Annotated in this window: 13 protein-coding genes; 6 read left to right on the top strand and 7 right to left on the bottom strand. The window is 38.4% G+C overall.

Annotation, left to right across the window (positions count from 1 at the left end; genetic code table 11):
* The first annotated feature begins 478 nt into the window (after positions 1-478).
* From pyrF to ACFIME_RS07400, 4 genes are all read left to right on the top strand, one after another.
* A complete protein-coding gene (gene pyrF / locus ACFIME_RS07415) occupies positions 479-1,324 on the top strand; it encodes an orotidine-5'-phosphate decarboxylase (protein WP_375634394.1) in 846 nt (281 codons plus the stop codon).
* A 351-nt stretch (positions 1,325-1,675) separates the two neighbouring features.
* Positions 1,676-3,160: a histidine--tRNA ligase gene (hisS, locus tag ACFIME_RS07410; RefSeq protein ID WP_375662366.1), complete on the top strand. Its 1,485-nt coding sequence runs from the start codon at positions 1,676-1,678 to the stop codon at positions 3,158-3,160.
* A gap of 590 nt (positions 3,161-3,750) precedes the next feature.
* Positions 3,751-4,284, top strand: a complete 534-nt coding sequence (locus ACFIME_RS07405) for a replication protein (protein ID WP_375662367.1) — start codon at positions 3,751-3,753, stop codon at positions 4,282-4,284.
* Positions 4,285-4,851: 567 nt separating this feature from the next.
* Entirely contained in the window at positions 4,852-5,073 is a 222-nt protein-coding gene (locus ACFIME_RS07400) for a hypothetical protein (protein WP_375662368.1), read from the top strand.
* An 84-nt stretch (positions 5,074-5,157) separates the two neighbouring features.
* Here the strand turns inward: ACFIME_RS07400 and ACFIME_RS07395 are convergent, their stop codons facing one another.
* Complete coding sequence (locus tag ACFIME_RS07395) at positions 5,158-5,682, bottom strand: peroxiredoxin (protein WP_375634401.1); 525 nt, start codon at positions 5,680-5,682, stop codon at positions 5,158-5,160.
* Positions 5,683-5,898: 216 nt separating this feature from the next.
* On the opposite strand from ACFIME_RS07395, the gene ACFIME_RS07390 reads away from it, so the two are divergent.
* Positions 5,899-7,527, top strand: a complete 1,629-nt coding sequence (locus ACFIME_RS07390) for an alpha-D-glucose phosphate-specific phosphoglucomutase (RefSeq protein WP_375655288.1) — start codon at positions 5,899-5,901, stop codon at positions 7,525-7,527.
* A gap of 1,072 nt (positions 7,528-8,599) precedes the next feature.
* On the top strand, positions 8,600-8,935 hold the full coding sequence (locus tag ACFIME_RS07385) for a zinc ribbon domain-containing protein YjdM (RefSeq protein ID WP_375618296.1): 336 nt from the start codon (positions 8,600-8,602) through the stop codon (positions 8,933-8,935).
* A 1,404-nt stretch (positions 8,936-10,339) separates the two neighbouring features.
* Here the strand turns inward: ACFIME_RS07385 and ACFIME_RS07380 are convergent.
* The 6 genes from ACFIME_RS07380 to ACFIME_RS07355 form a co-directional block, all read right to left on the bottom strand.
* The gene (locus ACFIME_RS07380) at positions 10,340-10,918 is read right to left on the bottom strand and encodes a NifU family protein (RefSeq protein ID WP_375662369.1); all 579 of its coding nucleotides are present in this window, start codon (positions 10,916-10,918) and stop codon (positions 10,340-10,342) included.
* 59 nt (positions 10,919-10,977) lie between these two features.
* On the bottom strand, positions 10,978-11,469 hold the full coding sequence (locus ACFIME_RS07375; protein WP_375662370.1) for a universal stress protein: 492 nt from the start codon (positions 11,467-11,469) through the stop codon (positions 10,978-10,980).
* 62 nt (positions 11,470-11,531) lie between these two features.
* Positions 11,532-12,602: a tryptophan--tRNA ligase gene (gene trpS, locus ACFIME_RS07370; RefSeq protein WP_375662371.1), complete on the bottom strand. Its 1,071-nt coding sequence runs from the start codon at positions 12,600-12,602 to the stop codon at positions 11,532-11,534.
* A gap of 60 nt (positions 12,603-12,662) precedes the next feature.
* Entirely contained in the window at positions 12,663-14,234 is a 1,572-nt protein-coding gene (gene murJ / locus ACFIME_RS07365; RefSeq protein ID WP_273790944.1) for a murein biosynthesis integral membrane protein MurJ, read from the bottom strand.
* A gap of 780 nt (positions 14,235-15,014) precedes the next feature.
* Positions 15,015-18,251, bottom strand: coding sequence for a BID domain-containing T4SS effector (locus ACFIME_RS07360; protein WP_375684738.1), 3,237 nt, complete (start codon positions 18,249-18,251; stop codon positions 15,015-15,017).
* Between the two features lie 319 nt (positions 18,252-18,570).
* Positions 18,571-20,535: a BID domain-containing T4SS effector gene (locus tag ACFIME_RS07355; protein WP_375684737.1), complete on the bottom strand. Its 1,965-nt coding sequence runs from the start codon at positions 20,533-20,535 to the stop codon at positions 18,571-18,573.
* Positions 20,536-20,548: the final 13 nt, after the last annotated feature.

The raw sequence follows: 20,548 nt of genomic DNA, 5'->3' as shown, positions 1-20,548 counted from the left end.
TTTATCTCCTTGAATATGCTGGAGATACAATGCCTTTTTGCTAATTATGTTCCAAAAGGGATAAAGAGCAGCTAAAAAGGAATAGGAAAGATCTAAAGTTAAGATCGAGATCATCATGGTGGGGCATTTTCTTTTGAAACTTTTGTTTAAAGCGCGCTCATAGAGAGTTTTTGTTGATCATAAAAAAGGGGGGTGAAAACGACAAGGCATGCCTATAGGGCTTTATGAGGTCATTATAATATAGATGCTGTTTTATTTATATTCTTTCATAAATTTGAATTTTTATCTCATGACAATGTTTTGGTTGATAAACATATGATAAGCGTTACGAATGGGAATATATTTATGTTTCATAAATAAAAGCACATTTTGTATAGAGAGCTCTTTCTTTGTGTTTTCGCTATTGTATTCTTTTGACAAATGCTTTTCTTTTTGATTGTATCAAAAAGTTTAAAGAGAGATCTTGTTAGGATATAAAATGTTTCGTTCAACTTTTTTTAAAAATCGTGAAATCTATGGACCTCTTTGTATTGGCTTTGATCCGAGCCATAAAGTTTTGCAATCGTGGAAACTAAGCTTTGATTATAAAGGTCTAAAAGATTTTTGTGATATTCTCTTAACAGCAGTTGTTGGTAAAGTGGGTATTATAAAGCCGCAAGTCGCATTTTTTGAATTATATGGTGTGGAAGGTCTTCAAGCTCTCAAAGAACTGATTGAAAATGCACACGAACAAGGCATATTGGTTCTGGCGGATGCAAAAAGGGGGGATATTGGCTCTACTGCTGAAGCCTATGGTAAGGCTTGGCTTGGTCCAAGTAGTGCGTTCAAGGTGGATGCCATGACAGTTAATCCTTTTTTGGGTTTTGATGCTCTTATTCCTCTGATAAAGGTTGCAGAAGAAACAGGAGCAGGGGTTTTTGTGGTTGTTCAGTCTTCTAATCCAGAGGGGAAACAAATACGAAATGCGCTTATTGGTGATCAGACACTCTCTCTTCATCTTGCACAGTGTATTTGTGATTATAATAGTCAGTCTTCGGTTATTTATCATAATATTGGCCCCATAGGTGCGGTTATAGGAGCGACATTAGGATCTGAATCAAAAGACACAATCGAGCAGTTAAAAAATAGTCTGTTTCTCGTTCCGGGTATTGGCGCTCAAGGTGGAACAATGACACAACTAGCAAATCAATTTCCACAAAGACTTTGGCAGAATGTTATTCCCTCTGTATCACGCTCTATTACAGATGCTGGACGAAATATTGTTGATTTAAAAAATGTTATCAATCATTTTGCAGAACAAGCGCAAAGCACACTGATGTCTTGAGGATTTTTGCATCTGTAATAAATCTGAAGAATTCTGAAAGGGAGGGCTTTTGAGGGGGATGCTTCCGATTTATCCAGAATCAACAGTCGCTTTGAGGTTTCTTTCAACAAGCACAGATGTCTTTTCATTGAATGTTAAGCGGGCATTTCATGTTGAGCGGGGGGCTATGTTCCTATTGAAAATGCAAATATTTTCAGTAGATTGCCTTAAGGGTAAAGGTTTGCATCTTTTAAAAGCAAAAGCTTATGTATATTGTTACCAGTTTCCAGTTGATAAAGTTATTGCAGCGTTTGTTTCTATAAGATAGACACACGTTATCGGTGAATATATATATTGTTGTTAGAGAAAAATATGTTATCAAAACAAGAAAAAACCAAAGCCCGTTTACCCCGGGGGTTTGTTGATCGTACAAGTGCACAGTTGTATGCAACTGAAACAATGATTGCGCAAATTCGTGAAGTTTATGAACTTTATGGTTTTGAAGCACTGGAAACTCCAATTTTTGAATATACAGATGTGCTGGGTAAGTTTTTACCGGATTCAGATCGTCCAAATGCGGGCGTTTTTTCGCTACAAGATGATGATGAGCAATGGATGTCTTTGCGCTATGATCTTACCGCGCCTCTTGCTCGTTATTTTGCCGAGAATTTTGAAGTTTTGCCAAAGCCTTATCGCAGTTATCGTCTTGGCTTTGTTTTTCGCAATGAAAAACCAGGTCCAGGGCGGTTTCGGCAATTTATGCAGTTTGATGCGGATATTGTTGGAACACCAACGGTAGCAGCTGATGCCGAAATTTGTATGATGGCAGCCGATAGTTTGGAAAAACTAGGGTTTCAACATCATGAATATGCCATTCGTCTGAACAACCGAAAAATTCTCGATTGTGTTTTAGAGAAAATTGGTTTGGGGGGAAATGAGCAGGCTGAAAAGCGCTTAACTGTCTTAAGAGCAATTGATAAGCTGGATAAATTTGGTTCTGAAGGGGTGCGTTTGCTTTTGGGAAAAGGGCGTTTGGATGAAAGTGGTGACTTTACAAAAGGGGCGGAGCTTAAGGAAAAAGAGATTGAGTGTATTCTTACCTTAACTGCTGCTGGAGCTGAAACAACAGAAGAAACGCTTGAGGCTCTTAAAGAAGTGGTTGGTGATCATGTTCAAGGGCGTGAGGGAATTCGTGAGCTTGAGGAAATGCAAGCAATTTTTGCCGCAAATGGCTTTCAGAATCGTATCAAGATTGATCCATCGGTGGTGCGTGGACTGGATTATTATACAGGTCCTGTCTTTGAGGCTACGTTGCTGTTTGATGTTTTCAATGATGATGGGCAGAAAGTTGTTTTTGGCTCCGTTGGTGGTGGTGGGCGCTATGATGGATTGGTGGCACGCTTTCGTGGTGAAAACATTCCAGCAACAGGTTTTTCAATCGGGGTCTCACGCTTGATCGCTGCTTTGCAAAATCTTGGAAAGTTGCCTATGAAGGAGACAACAGGGCCGGTTGTGGTGCTGATGATGGATAAAGAGCCAGAGGCGGTTGCTGGTTATCAAAAAATGGTGATGCAGTTGCGTGGTGCGGGAATTCGTGCTGAGCTCTATTTGGGGGCATCGGGGATAAAAGCGCAGATGAAATATGCAGATCGACGCCAAGCGCCTTGTGTGGTTATCCAAGGCTCACAAGAACGTGAGAGCGGAAAAATACAGATTAAAGATTTGATTGAAGGGGCGCGTTTGTCTCATGAAATTAAGGATAATCAAACATGGCGTGAAAGTCGACCAGCACAAGTGACGGTTTATGAAGATCAATTGGTCAAAACAGTACAGGATATTTTAGCCGCCCAAAAATGATAATGGTAAAAGTCTTTATCGAAGTGATTGTTCGAAATATTTTGGAAATTTGAAATTCAATTTTTAAAATTTGTGCTTTGCTCGTTTATACGTGTTGGTGCACGCGTTCAAAAGCGGGGTTTTGAAGTGCGTGCGGCATAAAAGAGAGATTTTTTAAGAGATAAATAAGCGCTATTTGCTATAAAACGTGCCCTTCTGAGGATGCGATGATAATGCGTTAAAATGAGCAAAAAAAATTGTAACGAACAAAAACTCTGAGAAAATTAAAGGGTTTCACGTAACGCTTCTGCAAAAGTTTATAAAAATATTGACAAGTTCATATTGGCTTCATCTTTGAATTCTCATCTATGAGTATCAAATCCTTTGATGTTCTCTTCTTGGACATTACAAAATCTAGCCTTATTGCAAAAGGAGGGAGAACTAGAGCGTTTTATCCTAAAAGACTTTTTAAGCTTCAAAAAACAATGGAATGACTTAAATCGAACAATTTTTTACAGGAGCATGTTTGGATGAATTGTAAGCTGCCATAATGGTAACTTACTAATAATATGCATTTTTCATAAAGTCAATTCTTTAACGGAGAAATGAAAATGGTCCAATATGATTTTACTCTGCTCTATGAACGAAATCCCTTTATTCTTGAAAGACCTGAGAATATTGGAAAATCATTTAAACTTCCTCCTTCAAATTTCGGATTTGAAGATCTTCCGCAAATTACCTTTTCAGGCGCCTCGTCGTGTCGGCGTATGATTTTTGGGTTATCATTTACTGGTATGAAAGCATTTTTTGTGATGTTGTGGCAGGTAGGGAAAATGTTAGATGAGGGGGATGATGTGGACTTATGGTTTGATCAGATAACATTGGATCATGATATTCTTGAAGAATTTTTGACTTGCGATCTTTCAATTCAAGAACCAGAATATCTTAATTTTGAAAGTTTTAAAGAAGGTATCAAAGAATTAGAAACAAATAAAATTGTAGCGAAGGGGACAAAAAAAGATTGTTATTTCATCAATCCAGATATTTTTGGTCTTCCTGAATGTGATGAAGATTTTGAGTTCGATGAAGAGGAAGAGATAGAAGCACACTTTACGGTAGAATACCCGAATAAACAACTTCTTTAACCGTTTTTCTCTTAGAGAAAAATAAAAGCTTAGAATAAATGGCTATGAGAACAGTAATGAGTCTGTTTATGGTATGTGAATTGGAATGTTTGCGGGATTTTTTTGATTGAATCTTCTTTATAAACGGTTCTTTATGCAGAGCAGTTTTTATACCATATTTGCTTCTTTTTATGAGACATAAGTTAATTTGAACTGTGCGCCTCTTCAAACAAATGTTTGATCTGTATTTTCCCTCTTGATGCTTTTGTGAACCTTGCAGTCTTGATGTTCACAGCTTTCGCCTTTGAAAGCATTTACGAGAAGCATTTTCACTCTTTTTAATCGTTTATTCATATGCCAATCCCACATGTTGTGGGCAAGAAAATGGTTTTGATGGTTGCAATATAAGAAGGGATAAAATGAGACACTCTTATGATATTCAGCTTTCACATTCAATAATGCAAAATTATAAATTATCTCTATAAATCAAACCATTTTCAACATAAAGGTTTTCTCAATATGAGGAGCTGAGCGTTGATTTTGCATAGTTTATCTATATGTTAATCCTTGATGTTTCCGAGAGAGTTTTTGCATGAATTTGCGCATTTGGCAATTGTATCCCCCTTTTTTGATAGCGTGCAACAGCTTTTAGCTCTTTATTTTTTAGCGCTACAACGGGATTTTTCATCGGCAATTTTCCAAGCTTTTGCAAAGCCGTTAAAACATGAAAGATTTATTGAAAAATTATTGTTGGAATATTTTCTCACTGAAGGCGCACAATCAACTTATCGTGTCTGCTTTCACGAATAGAGGTTGCAAAAAGTAAACGACACAAATTTCCTGAGGAGGGAGATTTGTGTCGTAAAATTTTGTTTAAATAGACGATTGGGGGAATTAGCTTTTCAAGGCTTTTAAAACATTTTGTGGTGAAGAAACTTCGTAAGGATCTGTTGCACAATTATCTGAAAAACCTGTTTCTTCGAACCATTGTTCAACTACACCATCATTAATAACAGCTGCATAGCGCCATGATCGCATGCCGAAACCAACATTGTCTTTTGCAACCAGCATACCCATTTTGCGCGTGAATTCACCAGAGCCATCGGGAATTAATTTCACATTTTTGATATTTTGTGCTTTTCCCCAAGCATTCATGACAAAAGCATCATTGACGGAAAGACAATAAATTTCATCAATACCCGCTTGTTTAAATTCATCATAGAGTTTTTCAAAATCAGGCAGCTGAAAGGTTGAGCAAGTAGGGGTAAAAGCTCCAGGAAGAGAAAAAAGAATAACACGCTTTCCTTTAAAGTAAGCATCGCTGTTAACTTCTTGCCACCGATAAGGATTGTCTCCATCCACTGATTCATCGCGTACGCGTGTGTGGAATGTTACATTGGGAACTGTTTTTTTCATCATCATGATGCTCCTGTATTCTTTTACGAAAATTTTGTTTTAAAACAGCCTTCGTATTTAAAAACATATGGCAAAAAGCGTTTTAAATAAAAGGGCTTCTTTAAAAATTCTTACTTCTGGTGAGTGTGCAAATATTTCACACTTCCGTCAAGTAGAATTAATGGTCGACTTTGGATACTCTTCACCTTAAAGTTAAAGGAAAGAATATGAAGGATTGATATGACCGTAAAGACAGTTTTAACCACGGCTTTTGAGGGGCAAAAACCGGGAACGTCTGGTTTGCGCAAAAAAGTGTCTGTTTTTCAACAACCCCATTATGTAGAAAACTTTATACAGTCTCTTTTTAATAACATTGGGCCTCTTGAAGGAAAAATGTTGATTCTTGGGGGGGATGGGCGCACTTTTAATCGTACTCTCCTTCAGATTGTGTTGAAGATGGCGGCGGCGCATGGTGTCTCTCTTATTAAAATGGGAAGGGGCGGTATTCTTTCTACACCTGCCGTTTCGCATCTTATTCGTAAAACTCATGCCCATGGTGGACTTATTCTTTCTGCAAGCCATAATCCTGGTGGTCCAGAAGGAGATTGTGGTATTAAATACAATGTTTCCAATGGTGGGCCCGCTCCTAATTCTTTATGTGATGCTATTTTTGCAACATCGCAACGTCTTTCTTTTTATAAAATTCTTGAAGCACCAGATATTGATTTAGATAGGCAAGGTACGATCTTTATGGGAGCCATGCGGATTGATATTATTGATCCTGTCGCTGATTATGTTGCTTTGATGCAGGAGCTTTTTGATTTCGACTGTATTGCCAAGGCCGTTGATCGAGGTCTTACTTTACGGTTTGATGCCATGCATGCGGTAACAGGGCCTTATGCTCATGAAATTTTTGAAAAATGTTTAGGATTTTCTGAAGGGACGGTGGTTAATGGTATTCCTTTGCCAGATTTTGGAGGCGGTCATCCAGATCCCAATTTGGTTTATGCCAAGGCTCTTTATGATTTATTGATGTCAGAGAAAGGACCAGATCTTGGCGCAGCCTCTGATGGTGATGGAGATCGTAACCTCATTATTGGTCGTCAACAATTTGTTTCGCCTTCGGATTCGTTGGCTATTATGGCTGAACATGCACACCTCATTAAAGGATATCGGAAAGGCGTGGTGGGGATAGCACGTTCTATGCCGACGGGGCGTGCTGCTGATCTGGTTGCGGAAAAAAAAGGACTAAACTTTTTTGAAACGCCAACGGGATGGAAGTTTTTTGGAACCCTTTTGGATGCGGGAAAAGTAACCTTTTGTGGTGAAGAAAGCTTTGGAACGGGCTCTCATCACATCCGCGAAAAAGATGGTTTATGGGCTGTATTATTTTGGTTAAATCTTTTAGCGGTAACAGAAAAAACTGTCGCACAAATTGTTCAACAGCATTGGCACACCTATGGGCGTTTTTACACGTTACGGCATGATTATGAAGAAGTCGAAGCAGACAAAGCTTTGGAAATTATAGAGCATTTGCGTGCGCACTTACCACATGCAGGAACTGAAATTGCTGGATTTTTCGTCAAAAAAGCAGATGATTTTACATATCATGATCCCGTTGATCAGAGCGTTAGTACGCAGCAAGGTATCCGTATTTTTTTCGAGAATGGCGCACGGTTGGTGGTTCGTTTGTCGGGAACAGGGACGCTAGGTGCTACTTTACGGCTTTATTTTGAACAATATGAAAGTGATCCGCGCAAACACAATTTTAATCCGCAAGACGTTCTTAAACCTTTGCAACAGGTGGCATTAAAACTGTTAAATATACAACAAGCATTGGGGAGAGATCACCCTGATATTATCACCTAAGATCATTGGAATGTTTTTTTGTAAAGGTATGATGATTGATCACATGGGTGTGATTTTAGGGGCGTGATTTTATGTGCATAAGGGAGATCTTCCATTTTCAAGCTCTCTTTGTTTTTTCCTCTCTTACATATCAATCGGATTCCTAAAACTGCCGGATTCTTAAAACTAAATGCTGTAGGAAATTATAATCGAGCATAATCGGAGCATTTATGTCCAATGGGTTTGCTCAATGGCTTGATAGAAATTTTTGTTTAATAGGGGAATGTTTCTCATACAAAACAAAATACGATCATTATTGCACATTTCATATGTTTGTTTTAAAGAAGCTTCTCTCTCAAGACACTAAAAACGCATCTTATGCGTGTTGCTTTGAAAGGGATAACCAGCCATCCATTGAGCAGCACCATTTTTACGCTTATGAGAGAGTAAGACGGCACCATTATTCACTTTGCCCGCTTTCAATGTTGGCTCTTATATTTGAGAGTGTTTAGTATTTTGGATAATCGTTTTACACGGCTTTTCCTACTTGTAACATGCAAAAGGCTTTGGTTGTTTCAATGTAAAAGGGGCTGAGAGAATCTCAGCTTATTTATCGGCTCTCATTCAATATACAAAACCATTAACTATGATTATAAATCAGTCTATTCTCTAATATTATGACTGTTATCTTTACTTAAATAAAAGGTTAATTGGGGACATCATTTTCTTGTTTCTCAATGCTGCAATAGTTTTTAGCTCTCTGAGAACGTTTTATTCAGAGATGTTCCTTTTCTAATTGTTTTGTTATCCATTCGTTAATTGCATTGGTGATGTATAAGAAAATGATTTTGATTAATTTATTAGAGAGAATGCAGTGCGTAAATTTTATGATATGCGGGGGGCTTATTTGAGTTGTATAATGATAATCATTTTTATAAACCCATGTATGGTATGTGATGAGGGCATTCATAAACACAGTTGGCAGATGAGAGTTGAAACAAAGGGAAATGTTTTTCTAAAATAATGGACAATAAGCACTTCTTGCTTTATGACCAGTCATAATGAATGATTTTTCTTTTAATAAGGGGAATTTATGACCCAATATCCCAAATGTCCTCGTTGTGATTGTCTTTATACTTATGAAGATGGTGAAAATTTTGTGTGTCCTGAATGCGCACATGAATGGCCACAAAAAAACGATGATACGGTTCTTGTCAATACTGTTTATGATGCCAATGGTCAGATTTTAACAAACGGAGATACCGTTATGGTGATAAAAGATCTGAAAGTAAAAGGCGCTTCATCTGTTTTAAAAGGGGGGACGAAGGTAAAGAATATTCGCTTGGTGGATGGGGATCATAATATCGATTGCAAAATTCCTGGGATTGGTCAGATGAGTTTAAAGTCGGAGTTTGTGAAAAAAGTTTAGGCATTTATTTTCTTGCAATTGTTTTTGCATTTCGTTGGTTTCCTATTTTTACATTCTTCTCTAATTGGGCATATTTTTCTCCAATGGGCTTCTTTTCTTGTTTCATAGATCACACCAATCAGATAGAAGCAATATGTTTTCCTTTATTGCAAAGCCATGTCTCGCAGAGAAATAGCGACACTTTCTTTTCTTTTAATATGTGGTTATGGGGGACTGGATGTTGACTCACAAGCAACAATAAAAGTATGCGCTTTATGAGAAGAACAACGCCGTAAAGTAGACAAACTTATTCCTGCTGAATTGAAAAAATATTCTTTCTTTTTTATCAGATAATTTCTCAAACAACCATAATAGATCTGGCTTCGATGTATTTATTTTTTATGGGTAGTTACACCTTTTTCGTTATATTTATGGAAATGAGATTGAAAATGATAGGGGGAATTCTTGATTTTAAGAATGGAAAAAGGACGCTATGATCTTGACAAGGTCGTACTGTCATTCATTTTCCAGCTCTTAGTTCTGCAACAGTCTCTTATAAAAGTGTGCATAAGCGCTATTAAAAATAGTTTTTGTTATTATCCAGTTTGTGCTGTGTAAGCGGACGATTTTGATTGGTGCAACATAAACAGAATTGAAATAAGAAGAATGTCAGAATTCTCATTCAAGTTGCAAAATGTGATCTTTGTCAACTTGCTGCTACAACATATTGATTTATAATAATAAATTAGCGTTATTCATATTGAATTAGAACCCCGAATAACGTGGGATTCTCTCATTTCAAATCTGTTCCATGTTGAATCAATTAAAATCACTTGCTTGCACACCACACGCGGGGCTGGCGTGTGGGTAAAGTGAGGAAAGAAAGGAGTAAAAATGGCTCTTATGAATCGTCTTAAGTGCCAAGGGCTGTCGCAACATTGGGGGCTCGCAGATATAATGATGGTGCCGGCTTGCTACAAGAAGTATTTTGCATGATTTTATCGTTTGGAGAGCTGAGAAAGATGAAGCAAATGGGCACTCTATCTTGCAATGTTTTCTTTTTTGGGTTTTCTTTTTTGTAACGGGGTGTATTTTCTTGGTTAAAATTGCATGACAAGATGATGAGATAAAATAAATTTAAAGTGCACGCTCATGCGTTGTACTTCTGTGTACGTATAAATTGGTTTATTGAAACAACTTATGCTCTTAAAAGGGCAGAAAGCTTTTTAAGGCATATGTGGAGGAGCAAGGTGAGTGAAGATATCATTATTTGACAGATTTTTTTAACAATACTCTATTTTTATGGCTGCATGGCTTACTTCTAAAATTTCAGGAATAAAATGACGTAAGATTTTTGCACTCCATGTTTGAGCGCTGTTGAAGAGGGGCAATCGGTGTGGTTATTTTACCTATTGAGGTCAATATTTATTGTGGCATGGCTTCAACGCCTAAAACTTCAGGGATAAAATGGCGTAAAAGATTTTCAATACCATGTTTGAGGGTTGCCGTTGAAGAGGGACATCCAGCACAGGCGCCGCGCATATTGAGATAAACAATACCATTTTCAAATCCACGAAAAGTAATATCTCCACCATCATTGGCAACTGCGGGGCGGATACGCGTTTCAAGGAGCTCTTTAATGGTTAAGACAATATCAGCATCTTTTTTGTCATAAAATTCTTCGTTAAGGGCATGGGTTTGTGCTTGTGTTGTGGCGTTGGTGGTGATCACTGGCTCATTGGATAGAAAATGTTCCATAATTGTGCCTAAAATGACGGGCTTAAGATGTTGCCATTCCCCTTCTTTTTTGCTTACGGTGATAAAATCATAACCTAAAAAGACACCATTGATATTGGGAATATTAAACAGTTTAGCCGCTAAAGGTGAGTTTTTAGCTGCTTCTTCACGGTCACGAAATTCTAATACGCCCTCAGAAAGAACCACGCGTCCTGGCAGGAATTTAAGTGTTGCAGGGTTTGGGGTGGTTTCAGTTTGAATAAACATAGATTCTCCTTTTATAATGAAGGCTTGGGAAGATCTTACATTGTATAATATTATATTTTTTAGGCAATAGATCTAATATCTTCATCGGCAAGATTGCTAGGAATAACAATGACAGGGATTGAAAAAGCTGTCCCTTTATTCCCGATTAATTGAACAAGGGGTCCTGGTCCTTCTGTATGTCCACTGGCTGCTAAAACAATGAGTGCAATCCTTTTATCTTCGTCGATCAGTTTGGAAATCTCATCAATTTTTTTTCCTTCACGCACCACTATTTCTGTTTCAAGCGCATGGGTGGTGCGGACTTCATTGGCAATGTCTCCTAATATTTTATGAGCACTTTGCTTTGATTCTGTACGCATAACGTTGTTAACACCCAGAAAATGTTGAAATTCTACACTATCAACGACACAAAGTAATACCAATGTTCTACTGGTATTTTGGGCATGCTGTGCGGCAAACGCAACGGCACGCCGACACTCTGGTGTTTCATCGATAATAACTAAGTTTTTTTTCTTTGGTTCTTTTTTCGGATTTTGGGGTTTGGAAATCATGCACTTTCTCTATTTTGTACAAACGATTTTTTTGCTCTCTACAGTTTTTAGTTTTATTATTTTTATGTATTGTGCAAAAATCCAATAATTTCACGAATTTTTTTCATATTTTCTTCTGCGAGCATACTAGCACGTTTAGCGCCATCATGCAAAACAGAGTCGATATAACCGCTTTCTTGATGAAGGCGACGTAATTCTTCTGTTATAGGGGCAAGCTTATGGACAACAAGGTCGGCTAGAGCTGTTTTAAAATGCGAAAATTGTTGACCAGAAAATTCTAAAAGAATCTTTTCTTTGCTAACTTTGGCAAAGGCGGCATAAATACCAAGCAGGTTATCTACTTCTGGTCGTTCTTTTAAAGCGGTTAGGGTATCGGGAAGAGGAGCCGAATCCGTTTTGGCTTTGCGTATTTTTTTTGCGATAAGATCAGCGTCATCGGTCAAATTAATGCGTGAAAAATCTGAAGGATCTGATTTTGACATTTTTTTTGTCCCATCGCGCAAAGACATAACGCGTGTGGCTGTTGTTCCGATAAGCGCCTCTGGGAGGGGAAAAAAGCCTTGTCTTTTTTCTTCATCTGTTTGCATAGAGATACCAAAATTTAATTCGGCAATACGCTGTGCATAGTCGTTGTTAAATTTTTGTGCAATATCGCGTGTGAGTTCAACATGCTGTTTTTGATCTTCGCCTACTGGAACATGCGTTGCACGATAAACTAAAATATCAGCAGCCATCAAAGTGGGATAGGCAAAAAGCCCGATGGATGCTTTTTCGCGATCTTTTCCCGCTTTATCTTTAAATTGTGTCATGCGTTGAAGCCAGCCGATACGGGCAACACAATTAAAAATCCAGGCAAGTTCAGCATGTTGAAAAACACGTGATTGGTTAAAAATAATGTGTTTTTGAGGATCAATACCGCAGGCTAAAAAGGCTGCTGTCACTGTTCTGGTGGATTCGCGTAAAGTAAGGGGATCTGGGTTGACTGTGAGCGCATGCATATCCACAACACAATAGAGGCAGTGATGAGAGTTTTGCAGTTCAACCCAACGCTGAATGGCTCCAAGATAATTGCCAAGATGTAAATGACCACTCGGTTGTACGCCGGAAAAGACAAGTGGTGTGAAGGTATCCATAGGAGTGCTCTTTCTTCAATTAAGGTTATTCATTTTATTGTTTTTGACAAAGTATAGATATTATGAGCGTTTTTTCAAATTTTTAAGCGTGTGAAAAAAGGAACGGGTGTTGAATAAAAAATAGGCACTAAAATAGATCAAAAATATGCCAATCATGATCCCAGCTAAGGTGATCGCGCGCAAGAAAAATGATGCTTGTGAGGATAAAGGAAAAGACAAAAAACCAAACACATTCAATCCGTAATAGAGGGCTAGTGCACTCAAAAGAGTTGCCATCATGAGACATAATATTCGCTTTATCAGTTGGAAGTCGTATTTCCAATAACCGCGTTTGATAAGGACACTCCACAGCAAAAGGGTGTTGGCCCATCCAGAGGTAATTTCAGCAATAACAATGCCTCGTGCAGATAGAATAGGAAATAATGTTAAGGCGAGACTGATATTGATGAAAACGCAAATACCTGTAAAAATCATCGGTGTTTTGGTATCTTCATGAGCAAAAAAATTAGGAATAAAGACTTTAATGAGAACAAAAGCTGGAAGTCCTAGTCCATAAAGTTCCAGTAATTGTGCAACATGGTGTGTTGATTGACTGGTAAATTGTCCTCGTTCAAAGAGCAAACTGACAATGGGAGTGGAGAGCAGCAAAAAAGCGATGGATGCTGGAAGTGTTAACAACAATGTTAATTCAATAGAGCGATTTTGTAAATGGTGGGTTTCTTTATGCTTTTTGCTCCGCAAAGCGCGTGTTAACTCTGGTAAAAGAACGGTTGCAACGGCAATGGCGATTACGCCTAAAGGCAATTGATAAAGACGATCAGCATACATCAAAGAAGAGACAGCACCCGATTGACTAGAAGCAATGTTGGTATTAATAAGCAAATTAATTTGCGTGATGCCACCTGTGATGGCTGCTGGGAATGCTAAAGTTAATAGCTTACGAACATTAGGACTTAAATGGGGCTGGCGGAAGGAAATTTTCATTCCACTTTGACGCAAAGCAAGGGCAATTAAGGTGAGCTGAAGAAGCCCTGCTGCCAATACACCCCAAGAGAGATTTAAGCCAATATGCCAAGCGTCAAGTTTATAGATCCAAGCATAGGCAAGCACACCAATCAGAATAATATTTAAAAAGAGTGGGGCAATGGCGGCAATAAAATAGCGTCGCAGCGCATTAAGCATGCCCCCCATCATGGCAGCAAGCGACATGCAGGTTAAATAGGGAAACATGATTGCAGTAAAGTGAATTGTAGCGTTAAATTTTGTTGCATCTTCGGTAAAACCTGGGGCAATAATGGTTCGTACCAAAAAAGGCATACTCAGTTCCATCGCAATCGTTAACAGTAAGAGCAGCGAAAAGAGAACGCCAAAGACTTCTTCTGCAAATTTGCATGCCGTTTCGTGACCTTCTTCAGTGATTTTTTTTGCAAAAAGAGGAATGAAAGCAGCGTTAAAGGCACCTTCAGCAAAAAAACGACGAAATGTGTTGGGAAAACGAAAAGCAGCGTTAAAGGCATCAGAAACAGGACCTGTCCCTAGGGCTGCGGCCATAAGCATTTCGCGTACGAAGCCAAAAATACGGCTCATGAGGGTTCCGGAAGCAACTGTTGCAATTTTTTTAATCAATGTCATAAAGATATATCAGCTTTGTTGTAAAGAGAAGCGATGACAGGAGAAATAAAGCGTTTTAAATCGTAAAAATCTGATCTCTATCCTAATCAAGGATACTTTTTGTAAGCGTTTTACGACGGTGTTTATCTTTCTGTCAACAATGGTGCTTGAAGACTTTTTTATGCTCCTTGTTTACTGTTGCATTAAAGTTTTTATTGTTGCCATAAAATAATTAAAATTTCTTTTTCAAACTGAAATATGCGAGTGATATCACAACAATTTGAAGGGATATGTAGGGATATATAATGATAATTTCTCTTTATGGTGTGATGTCGTGAATAGTGCAACCCAATACCGTTCTGTTTTATGTGAGGGGTGTGACCCTATTAAAAGAATGCAAATAAAATAAAAGCGTGGAGCAATGCGCAATTTTCATTATTAAAAAAAAACAGCGCTTTAGATGTTTTTAAAAGTCGTAAGGCTGAGCTAAAAGGTGATGGTAAAGCTGGTGATTGGTTTTCACTTTTACGGCTTTATGTTCTCCCAAAATTTGTCTGCCCTCCTGTTTTAGAGATTACATAAACAAGAGGATAGGAAGATATGATCTTTCAACAGCATTTTTGCTGTTCAGGTTTCTTTTCACAGTTGATGAGGATAAAATCTGAGGAAATAAGATAAAATTACTCTCTCATGGTTTCCATTCTCGTTGAGGTGCAATTGATTTGCCGATGAAGGCAGAGGGGGGGGTAAAGGCTATCATTTTTACCAGAGGGGGCAAAAAAGTTAAAGTTTATAAACCTTTTAGATATTCATTGCCATTGCTTTTATGTGCTCCGTTTTGTGAGGTTGAATATTTTCTTGTCTTTTGGGACTCTGATTGACGATTTCTATCATTTTTTGCACTTTAATTGCTTCTTTATCAAGGGTGTTGGAACATTTTTTTTCATTATTTTTCTTTATAGATTGATGCTGGATAGATTGATACTGGTTTGGTGCTAAGCGCTCATCGAATTTATGGTTATAAAAATACATGGGTTGTATATGCGGTTCTATCTCTTTTATCTGCTTGACTATTTCCATAATCTCTTTTGCTTTGATGGTTGATGTGCCAAGACTCTTCGCAAGTCTTTCAGGATTATTTTCTTTTATAACTTCATGCTCATTTGAAGATAAGCGCTCATTGATTTTTTTGATATAAGTCCTTATCTCTCCCCTTAATTCAGGAGAGTTTGATAAAGTTTCTTGCTGTTGTGCTTTTGACAAGGAAAGGAGATTTTTCATCCAAGCCTTAGGCATTTCTACCGACTGTTCACACCGCCTTTGTTTTACATGATGGGTATGGAGAATGTCTCTTTCTGTTTGTTTAGAAATATTGATATAACGATCAATGGCTCTACAGAGGGGCAAAATATTTTCTTCAGCATGGGCGCGCGCGTTGTTTTTGATGCCAAATACATTGCTACCAGAAAGCTTAGAAATCGATTGGGGAGAGGTGGTAATTTGATAGGTGAGTTGTTCTCCTTCAGTATGATTTTCATGGATCATCTCAATTCTTTCCCGCAAAATATGACGATTGCCATAAATGATTTGGCACAAAGTTTCTATTTCTTTTCTTCTTGCTTGAATGGATGCGTTGTTTTTTATCCTTGTGGCAATTTCATTGTTGGTAAGGGGGGCTATTGTTTGTGCGGGGATAAGCACTTCTTGCTGGTTTCGAATTTTTGGTGCTGTAAAGGAGAGGGCGTCACCGATTTTTAATGTCTGTATTTGCTCTGGGGTGAGATCTTTTTTATTTCCCAAGATGAAAATTCCGTTAGCATCAAGCATAAAGCCATTGGGTCCACTGCCTCTGTAAAAGCCTTTATAGGTATGACCTTCTTTTGCTGTTATAATAAGATAATGATGAATACTCTCAAGCCCGATATGTTTCATACTGTCCATGAATTCTTTTAAAATAAGTGTTTTTTCTGGATTTGAAATATCTTCAAGCAGATGTTTCATTTCTTCTTTATCGTTATGTTTTAGCGATGCAATACTGGCAAGATTCATACGTTTTTCTGTTACAAGAGAAAAGTCGAGTGTGTGGCCAGCAACTTGCCCAAGTTTTTCAAAAAACATTCGTTGCGTGCGTCCATTGCCTTCTCTGAAAGGATGTGTATAGTTGAGCTGTATCAACATTTCAGTGACATGTTCAACAAATGTTTCGCGGGTTAAGCCTTTTAAACTATTCGTTTCAGCAAGTATTTTATCTAAATTTTCTAGACTCTCCTGTATCTGTTTTGCTGAGGCAAAAGAAATCCCAGCTTTTTTCATCATTGGCATATAAGCAACGGTACCATCTTCAAATGTAAATGGTTTTTCGCGTGTTTGTCCGGCCCATTCAAAAGTATTTTTAAATAGGGTGTGATGAATATATTGGAGATATGTGGAGGTTAGTTTTTGTGGTGGCGCTTCTTGGCGCAGATGAATGATTGCTTTTGTTGTATCATGGGCACATTGCACTTTTAATTTTCCATAGTCTTTTATTCCATATTTATTCTTTAAGGTGATACTATTGGGGTAAAAGAAATTACGGTGTATTGTCTTATTTTCTTCGGTTTCAGGCGGTGAGGATAATTTCTCCTGTAAGGTGAGAGGGATGGTGTCCGTTTTTCTTGCACCAGTATCCCAGTATGCCATTGCTTTTTTTGGGGGCTGTTTTGTTCTTTCTTGATGATCAGAGCGTGTCTCCTTTGTCATTTTGACAGATATTGAATTATTTGTCGCTGTATTACTGCTCTGTAAAATGTTTTTTTGAAAATCTTTTTGCATTTGCCTCATAGCGGAAGCCGATTGAGCAATTGGTTGTGCCATTTGTTCTTTTTCTTGTTCTTGCAAACTTTGGGGTATAACTTCAACGCTGTCATGTAAAGCATGAGGGGCAATCCATGGTGAAAAATGGGCTTGTTCTTTTTTCTTTGTTTGAATGGATGCGTTGTCTTTGCTCTTTTCAGTTATTTCATCGTTTTTAAGAGTGGCTCTTTTTTCTTCTGGAAGCAATGTTTTTTGCTGGTTTTTTTCTGGGTTTTGAACTTTTGGTGCTGTAAAGGAGAGGGCATCACCGATTTTTAATGTCTGTATTTGCTCTGGGGTAAGATCTTTTTTATTTCCCAAGATGAAAATCCCGTTGGCATCAAGCATGAAGCCATTGGGTCCACTGCCTCTATAGGTACCATGATAGGTTTCTCCTTCTTTTGCAACGACAGCGAGATAATAATTTTTTTCATCCAATCCAAGCTCTCTCATAGAGTTGGTGAATTCTCGTAAGAGGAGCAATTTTTCTCGATTTGAGATATCTTCAAGCAGATGCTTCATAGGCTCTGGGTTGCCATGTTCCATGGCAGCGGCGCGGACAAAGTCTTTACGTTTTTTGCTCACAAGAGAAAAGTCTAGCTCATGTCCTGCTGCTTGAGAGAGTTTTTCAACAAACAGTCTCTTTGTGCGCCTATTGCCCTCTCTGAAAGGATGCAAGTGGTGCAAATCTATCATTATACCAGCTGCTTGTTCAACGAATTCTTCGCGCGTTAAGCCTTGTAAATTATTCTTTTCAGCAAGCGTTTTATCTAACTTTTCTAGTCCCTCCTGTATTTTTCTGCCAATCGCAAAAGGTTTTGTAAATTCTTTTCTTTTCAAAATGGGCATATAAGCAACAGTGCCATCTTCAAATGTAAAAGGCTCTTGGCGTGTTTGTCCGGCCCATTCAAATGCACGGGAAAAGAGGCGTTGATGAAGGTATTTTAGATAAGAGGCATTAAACTGCTCTGGTAGAGGTTCTTGGTGCAGTTTTATCATTTCTTTTTTTACATCATTAGAACAGCATTCTTTTAATATTTCTTTATCTTTGATGCGGTATTTATTTTTAAGCACTTTGCTATTGGGGTAGAAAAAATTTTGCGCTTCTTCATTGATTTGCTTTGAAATGGCTGCATTAATTACAGAGTGTTGTTCTTGCAATTCTTCCTGTGTAGAGGAGGCACAATGTTCTGTGTTTTCTTTCATGCATATTTCCTTTCAAATGGTAACATTATTTTTGAAATCTTCTTTGTTTACATTTTTTGCCTTATGTTATTTTCATAGCGTTTTCTTCAAAGAAGAATGCCTATTTGAATGATTGAAAAAATTGACCTTATTCGCATGGAACAAAGTTAAAGTTTGTAATTTTTATAAAGTATTATCGTGAAATTTTATCAATGAATTCTGTAAAATAATGGGGTGTCTTATTCAAAATTTTCTGTATTTCATACACCGTCTTTGGTGCAATCTTGGCAAGATAATTGCACCAAAGTTTTGGATGAAAAGCCAACAATTAGGAGATTTATCACGACAAAGCCATTGCTTTTGATGTTTCGGCTCTGCGCGGTCGAACATGCGGCTGGTCTTCCTGTCTAGAAGTTTCTGCAACTTCTTGATGCCGCTTTGCTGTTGAGCGTTCAGGCAGCTTTGGGGGCTGCGATAAGCTTTGCTGCTTTTGTAATTTTTTATCGAGATCGGTAGGTGGTTGATAACGTTTTTGTTGTTCTGCCTGATGGTTTTGCACAATGGTTTCTCTTAACTGTTTTACAGTTTCAGCATACTCCTTAATGACGGTACAAAGAGTAGGAAGATGTTCTTCAGCGGCTTTGCGTGCTCCATTTTTTACGCCAAGGACTTGCTTACCAGCAAGTGGAGCAACAGATGCAGAATCCTTTTCAATTTGAAATACAAGCTCTTCTCCCATCTCTGGAATTTTTTGCATATCTTCTATTCTATATTGCAAAATAAATGGATCCTTATAAACAATTTGGCACCAATATTGGATCTCTCTTTGACCATATTGAACCGATGGATCTTTTTGAACTCTGCGGGCAATTTCCTCATTTGAGAGAGGCTTTATTTTCTTTTCTGAATTGAGCGGATTTTGTAAATGTTGATTTGTTAGCTCTTCCTCTTGTGTTTGTCGCTGATGTTGTTGTTCCGTGTGAGAACCTTGTAAAATATTTTCACTTTTTGTATATTTTGAAGTATACACATAACCGTTAATGGCAGCACATAGGGTGGGAAGAGTTTCTTCAGCTTTTCTGCGCGCATGGTTTTTTATGCCAAGAACTTTTCTACCAGCAAGCTTAGAAATAGACTTAGGCTGTTCTGTAACATCCCATAAGAGCTGTTCTCCCATATCGGGGTTTTCTTTGATTGCTTCTATTCTTTCACTTAAAATAAGCCGGTCGCCATAAACCTTTTCGCACAAAAATCGTATTTCTTCTTGATATGCTACGAGCAATAGCTCTCTTTCCATTGTATTAATAGATGGTTTTTGTTCGTGAGACGATTTTGGTTGTTCAATTGCTGTGTGTGGAGAGGCAGGCTTTTGGACGACAGTATCGCTTTGTTTTCTGTTTTCCATACGGTGCGGTTTTCTTGAAGGCGGGACGGCATATGTTCCACTGTCTTGTGATGATGAACTGCTTTGCTGCCTGATTTTCATATGTGATAGTGTTTTGGGTCTAACACTTGGTTCGTGTGTTTCAGGATTTTGGATTTTTGTGCCGTTTTGCACTCTGTCTCTCATGCGTGGGGGTGTTTGCGGAGTAGGCGTTGCATAGAGATGTTCTCCCTCTTGAGCTGTTGTTTTGTTTTGTTGCTTATCTTTTGCGCGTGGAGGTCTTTGTGGAGCTGCTTTTGTGTGCGGAGAGGAGTGTTCTTGGATTTTTGAGTTGGGGATTTTTGTGCCGGTTTGTGCTTTTTCTCTCATGCGTGGAGGAAGGGGCGGAGCCACTTTTGTCTGTAGGGAGGGGGACTCTTTAACTGTTGGTTTATGTTGTTGCCCCTCTTTTGCACGCGGGGGTTTTTGTGGAGCTGCTTTTGTGTGTGTGGAGGAGCTTTCTTGGTTTTTTGAGTTGGAGATTGTTGTGCCGGTTTGTGTTTTTTCTCTCATGCGTGGAGGAGGGGGCGGAGCCACTTTTGTCTGTAGGGAGGGGGACTCTTGAACTGTCGGTTTATGTTGTTGCCTCTCTTTTGCACGCGGGGGTCTTTGTGGGGCTGCTTTTTTTTGTGGGGGAGGCGCCTCTTGGTTTTTGGCGTTAGGAGGCATTGTGCTGGTTTGCATTGGGCTTTTCATACGAGGGGGTGGTGGTGGAGCAACTTTTGGGTGGGGGGATAAATTTTCTGGGCGTTTTTCTACAGTTGCTTTTGGCAAACTTTGAGAAACTTGGGAAGGAGGGGTTCTGGTGGGGGATTGTTCAGCCGGTTGTTGAAATTTTTCCATCATTTCGGTGATAAAAGGGGAGGGATTTCTTTTTTTCATACATGTTCCTTTC

Origin of the sequence: Bartonella sp. AP1QHHD, from assembly GCF_042196265.1 — a bacterium.
Lineage (GTDB): Bacteria > Pseudomonadota > Alphaproteobacteria > Rhizobiales > Rhizobiaceae > Bartonella.
The sequence above is the reverse complement of the archived record's forward strand: the minus strand, read 5'-3'. Positions and strand labels throughout refer to the sequence as shown.

What these genes read in the sequence shown, in the direction of transcription:
- pyrF (WP_375634394.1), top strand. Translation starts at nt 479, where the DNA reads ATGTTTCGTTCAACTTTTTTTAAAAATCGTGAAATCTATGGACCTCTT.
- hisS (WP_375662366.1), top strand. Translation starts at nt 1,676, where the DNA reads ATGTTATCAAAACAAGAAAAAACCAAAGCCCGTTTACCCCGGGGGTTT.
- ACFIME_RS07405 (WP_375662367.1), top strand. Translation starts at nt 3,751, where the DNA reads ATGGTCCAATATGATTTTACTCTGCTCTATGAACGAAATCCCTTTATT.
- ACFIME_RS07395 (WP_375634401.1), bottom strand. Translation starts at nt 5,682, where the DNA reads ATGATGAAAAAAACAGTTCCCAATGTAACATTCCACACACGCGTACGC.
- ACFIME_RS07390 (WP_375655288.1), top strand. Translation starts at nt 5,899, where the DNA reads ATGACCGTAAAGACAGTTTTAACCACGGCTTTTGAGGGGCAAAAACCG.
- ACFIME_RS07385 (WP_375618296.1), top strand. Translation starts at nt 8,600, where the DNA reads ATGACCCAATATCCCAAATGTCCTCGTTGTGATTGTCTTTATACTTAT.
- ACFIME_RS07380 (WP_375662369.1), bottom strand. Translation starts at nt 10,918, where the DNA reads ATGTTTATTCAAACTGAAACCACCCCAAACCCTGCAACACTTAAATTC.
- ACFIME_RS07375 (WP_375662370.1), bottom strand. Translation starts at nt 11,469, where the DNA reads ATGATTTCCAAACCCCAAAATCCGAAAAAAGAACCAAAGAAAAAAAAC.
- trpS (WP_375662371.1), bottom strand. Translation starts at nt 12,602, where the DNA reads ATGGATACCTTCACACCACTTGTCTTTTCCGGCGTACAACCGAGTGGT.
- murJ (WP_273790944.1), bottom strand. Translation starts at nt 14,234, where the DNA reads ATGACATTGATTAAAAAAATTGCAACAGTTGCTTCCGGAACCCTCATG.
- ACFIME_RS07360 (WP_375684738.1), bottom strand. Translation starts at nt 18,251, where the DNA reads ATGAAAGAAAACACAGAACATTGTGCCTCCTCTACACAGGAAGAATTG.
- ACFIME_RS07355 (WP_375684737.1), bottom strand. Translation starts at nt 20,535, where the DNA reads ATGAAAAAAAGAAATCCCTCCCCTTTTATCACCGAAATGATGGAAAAA.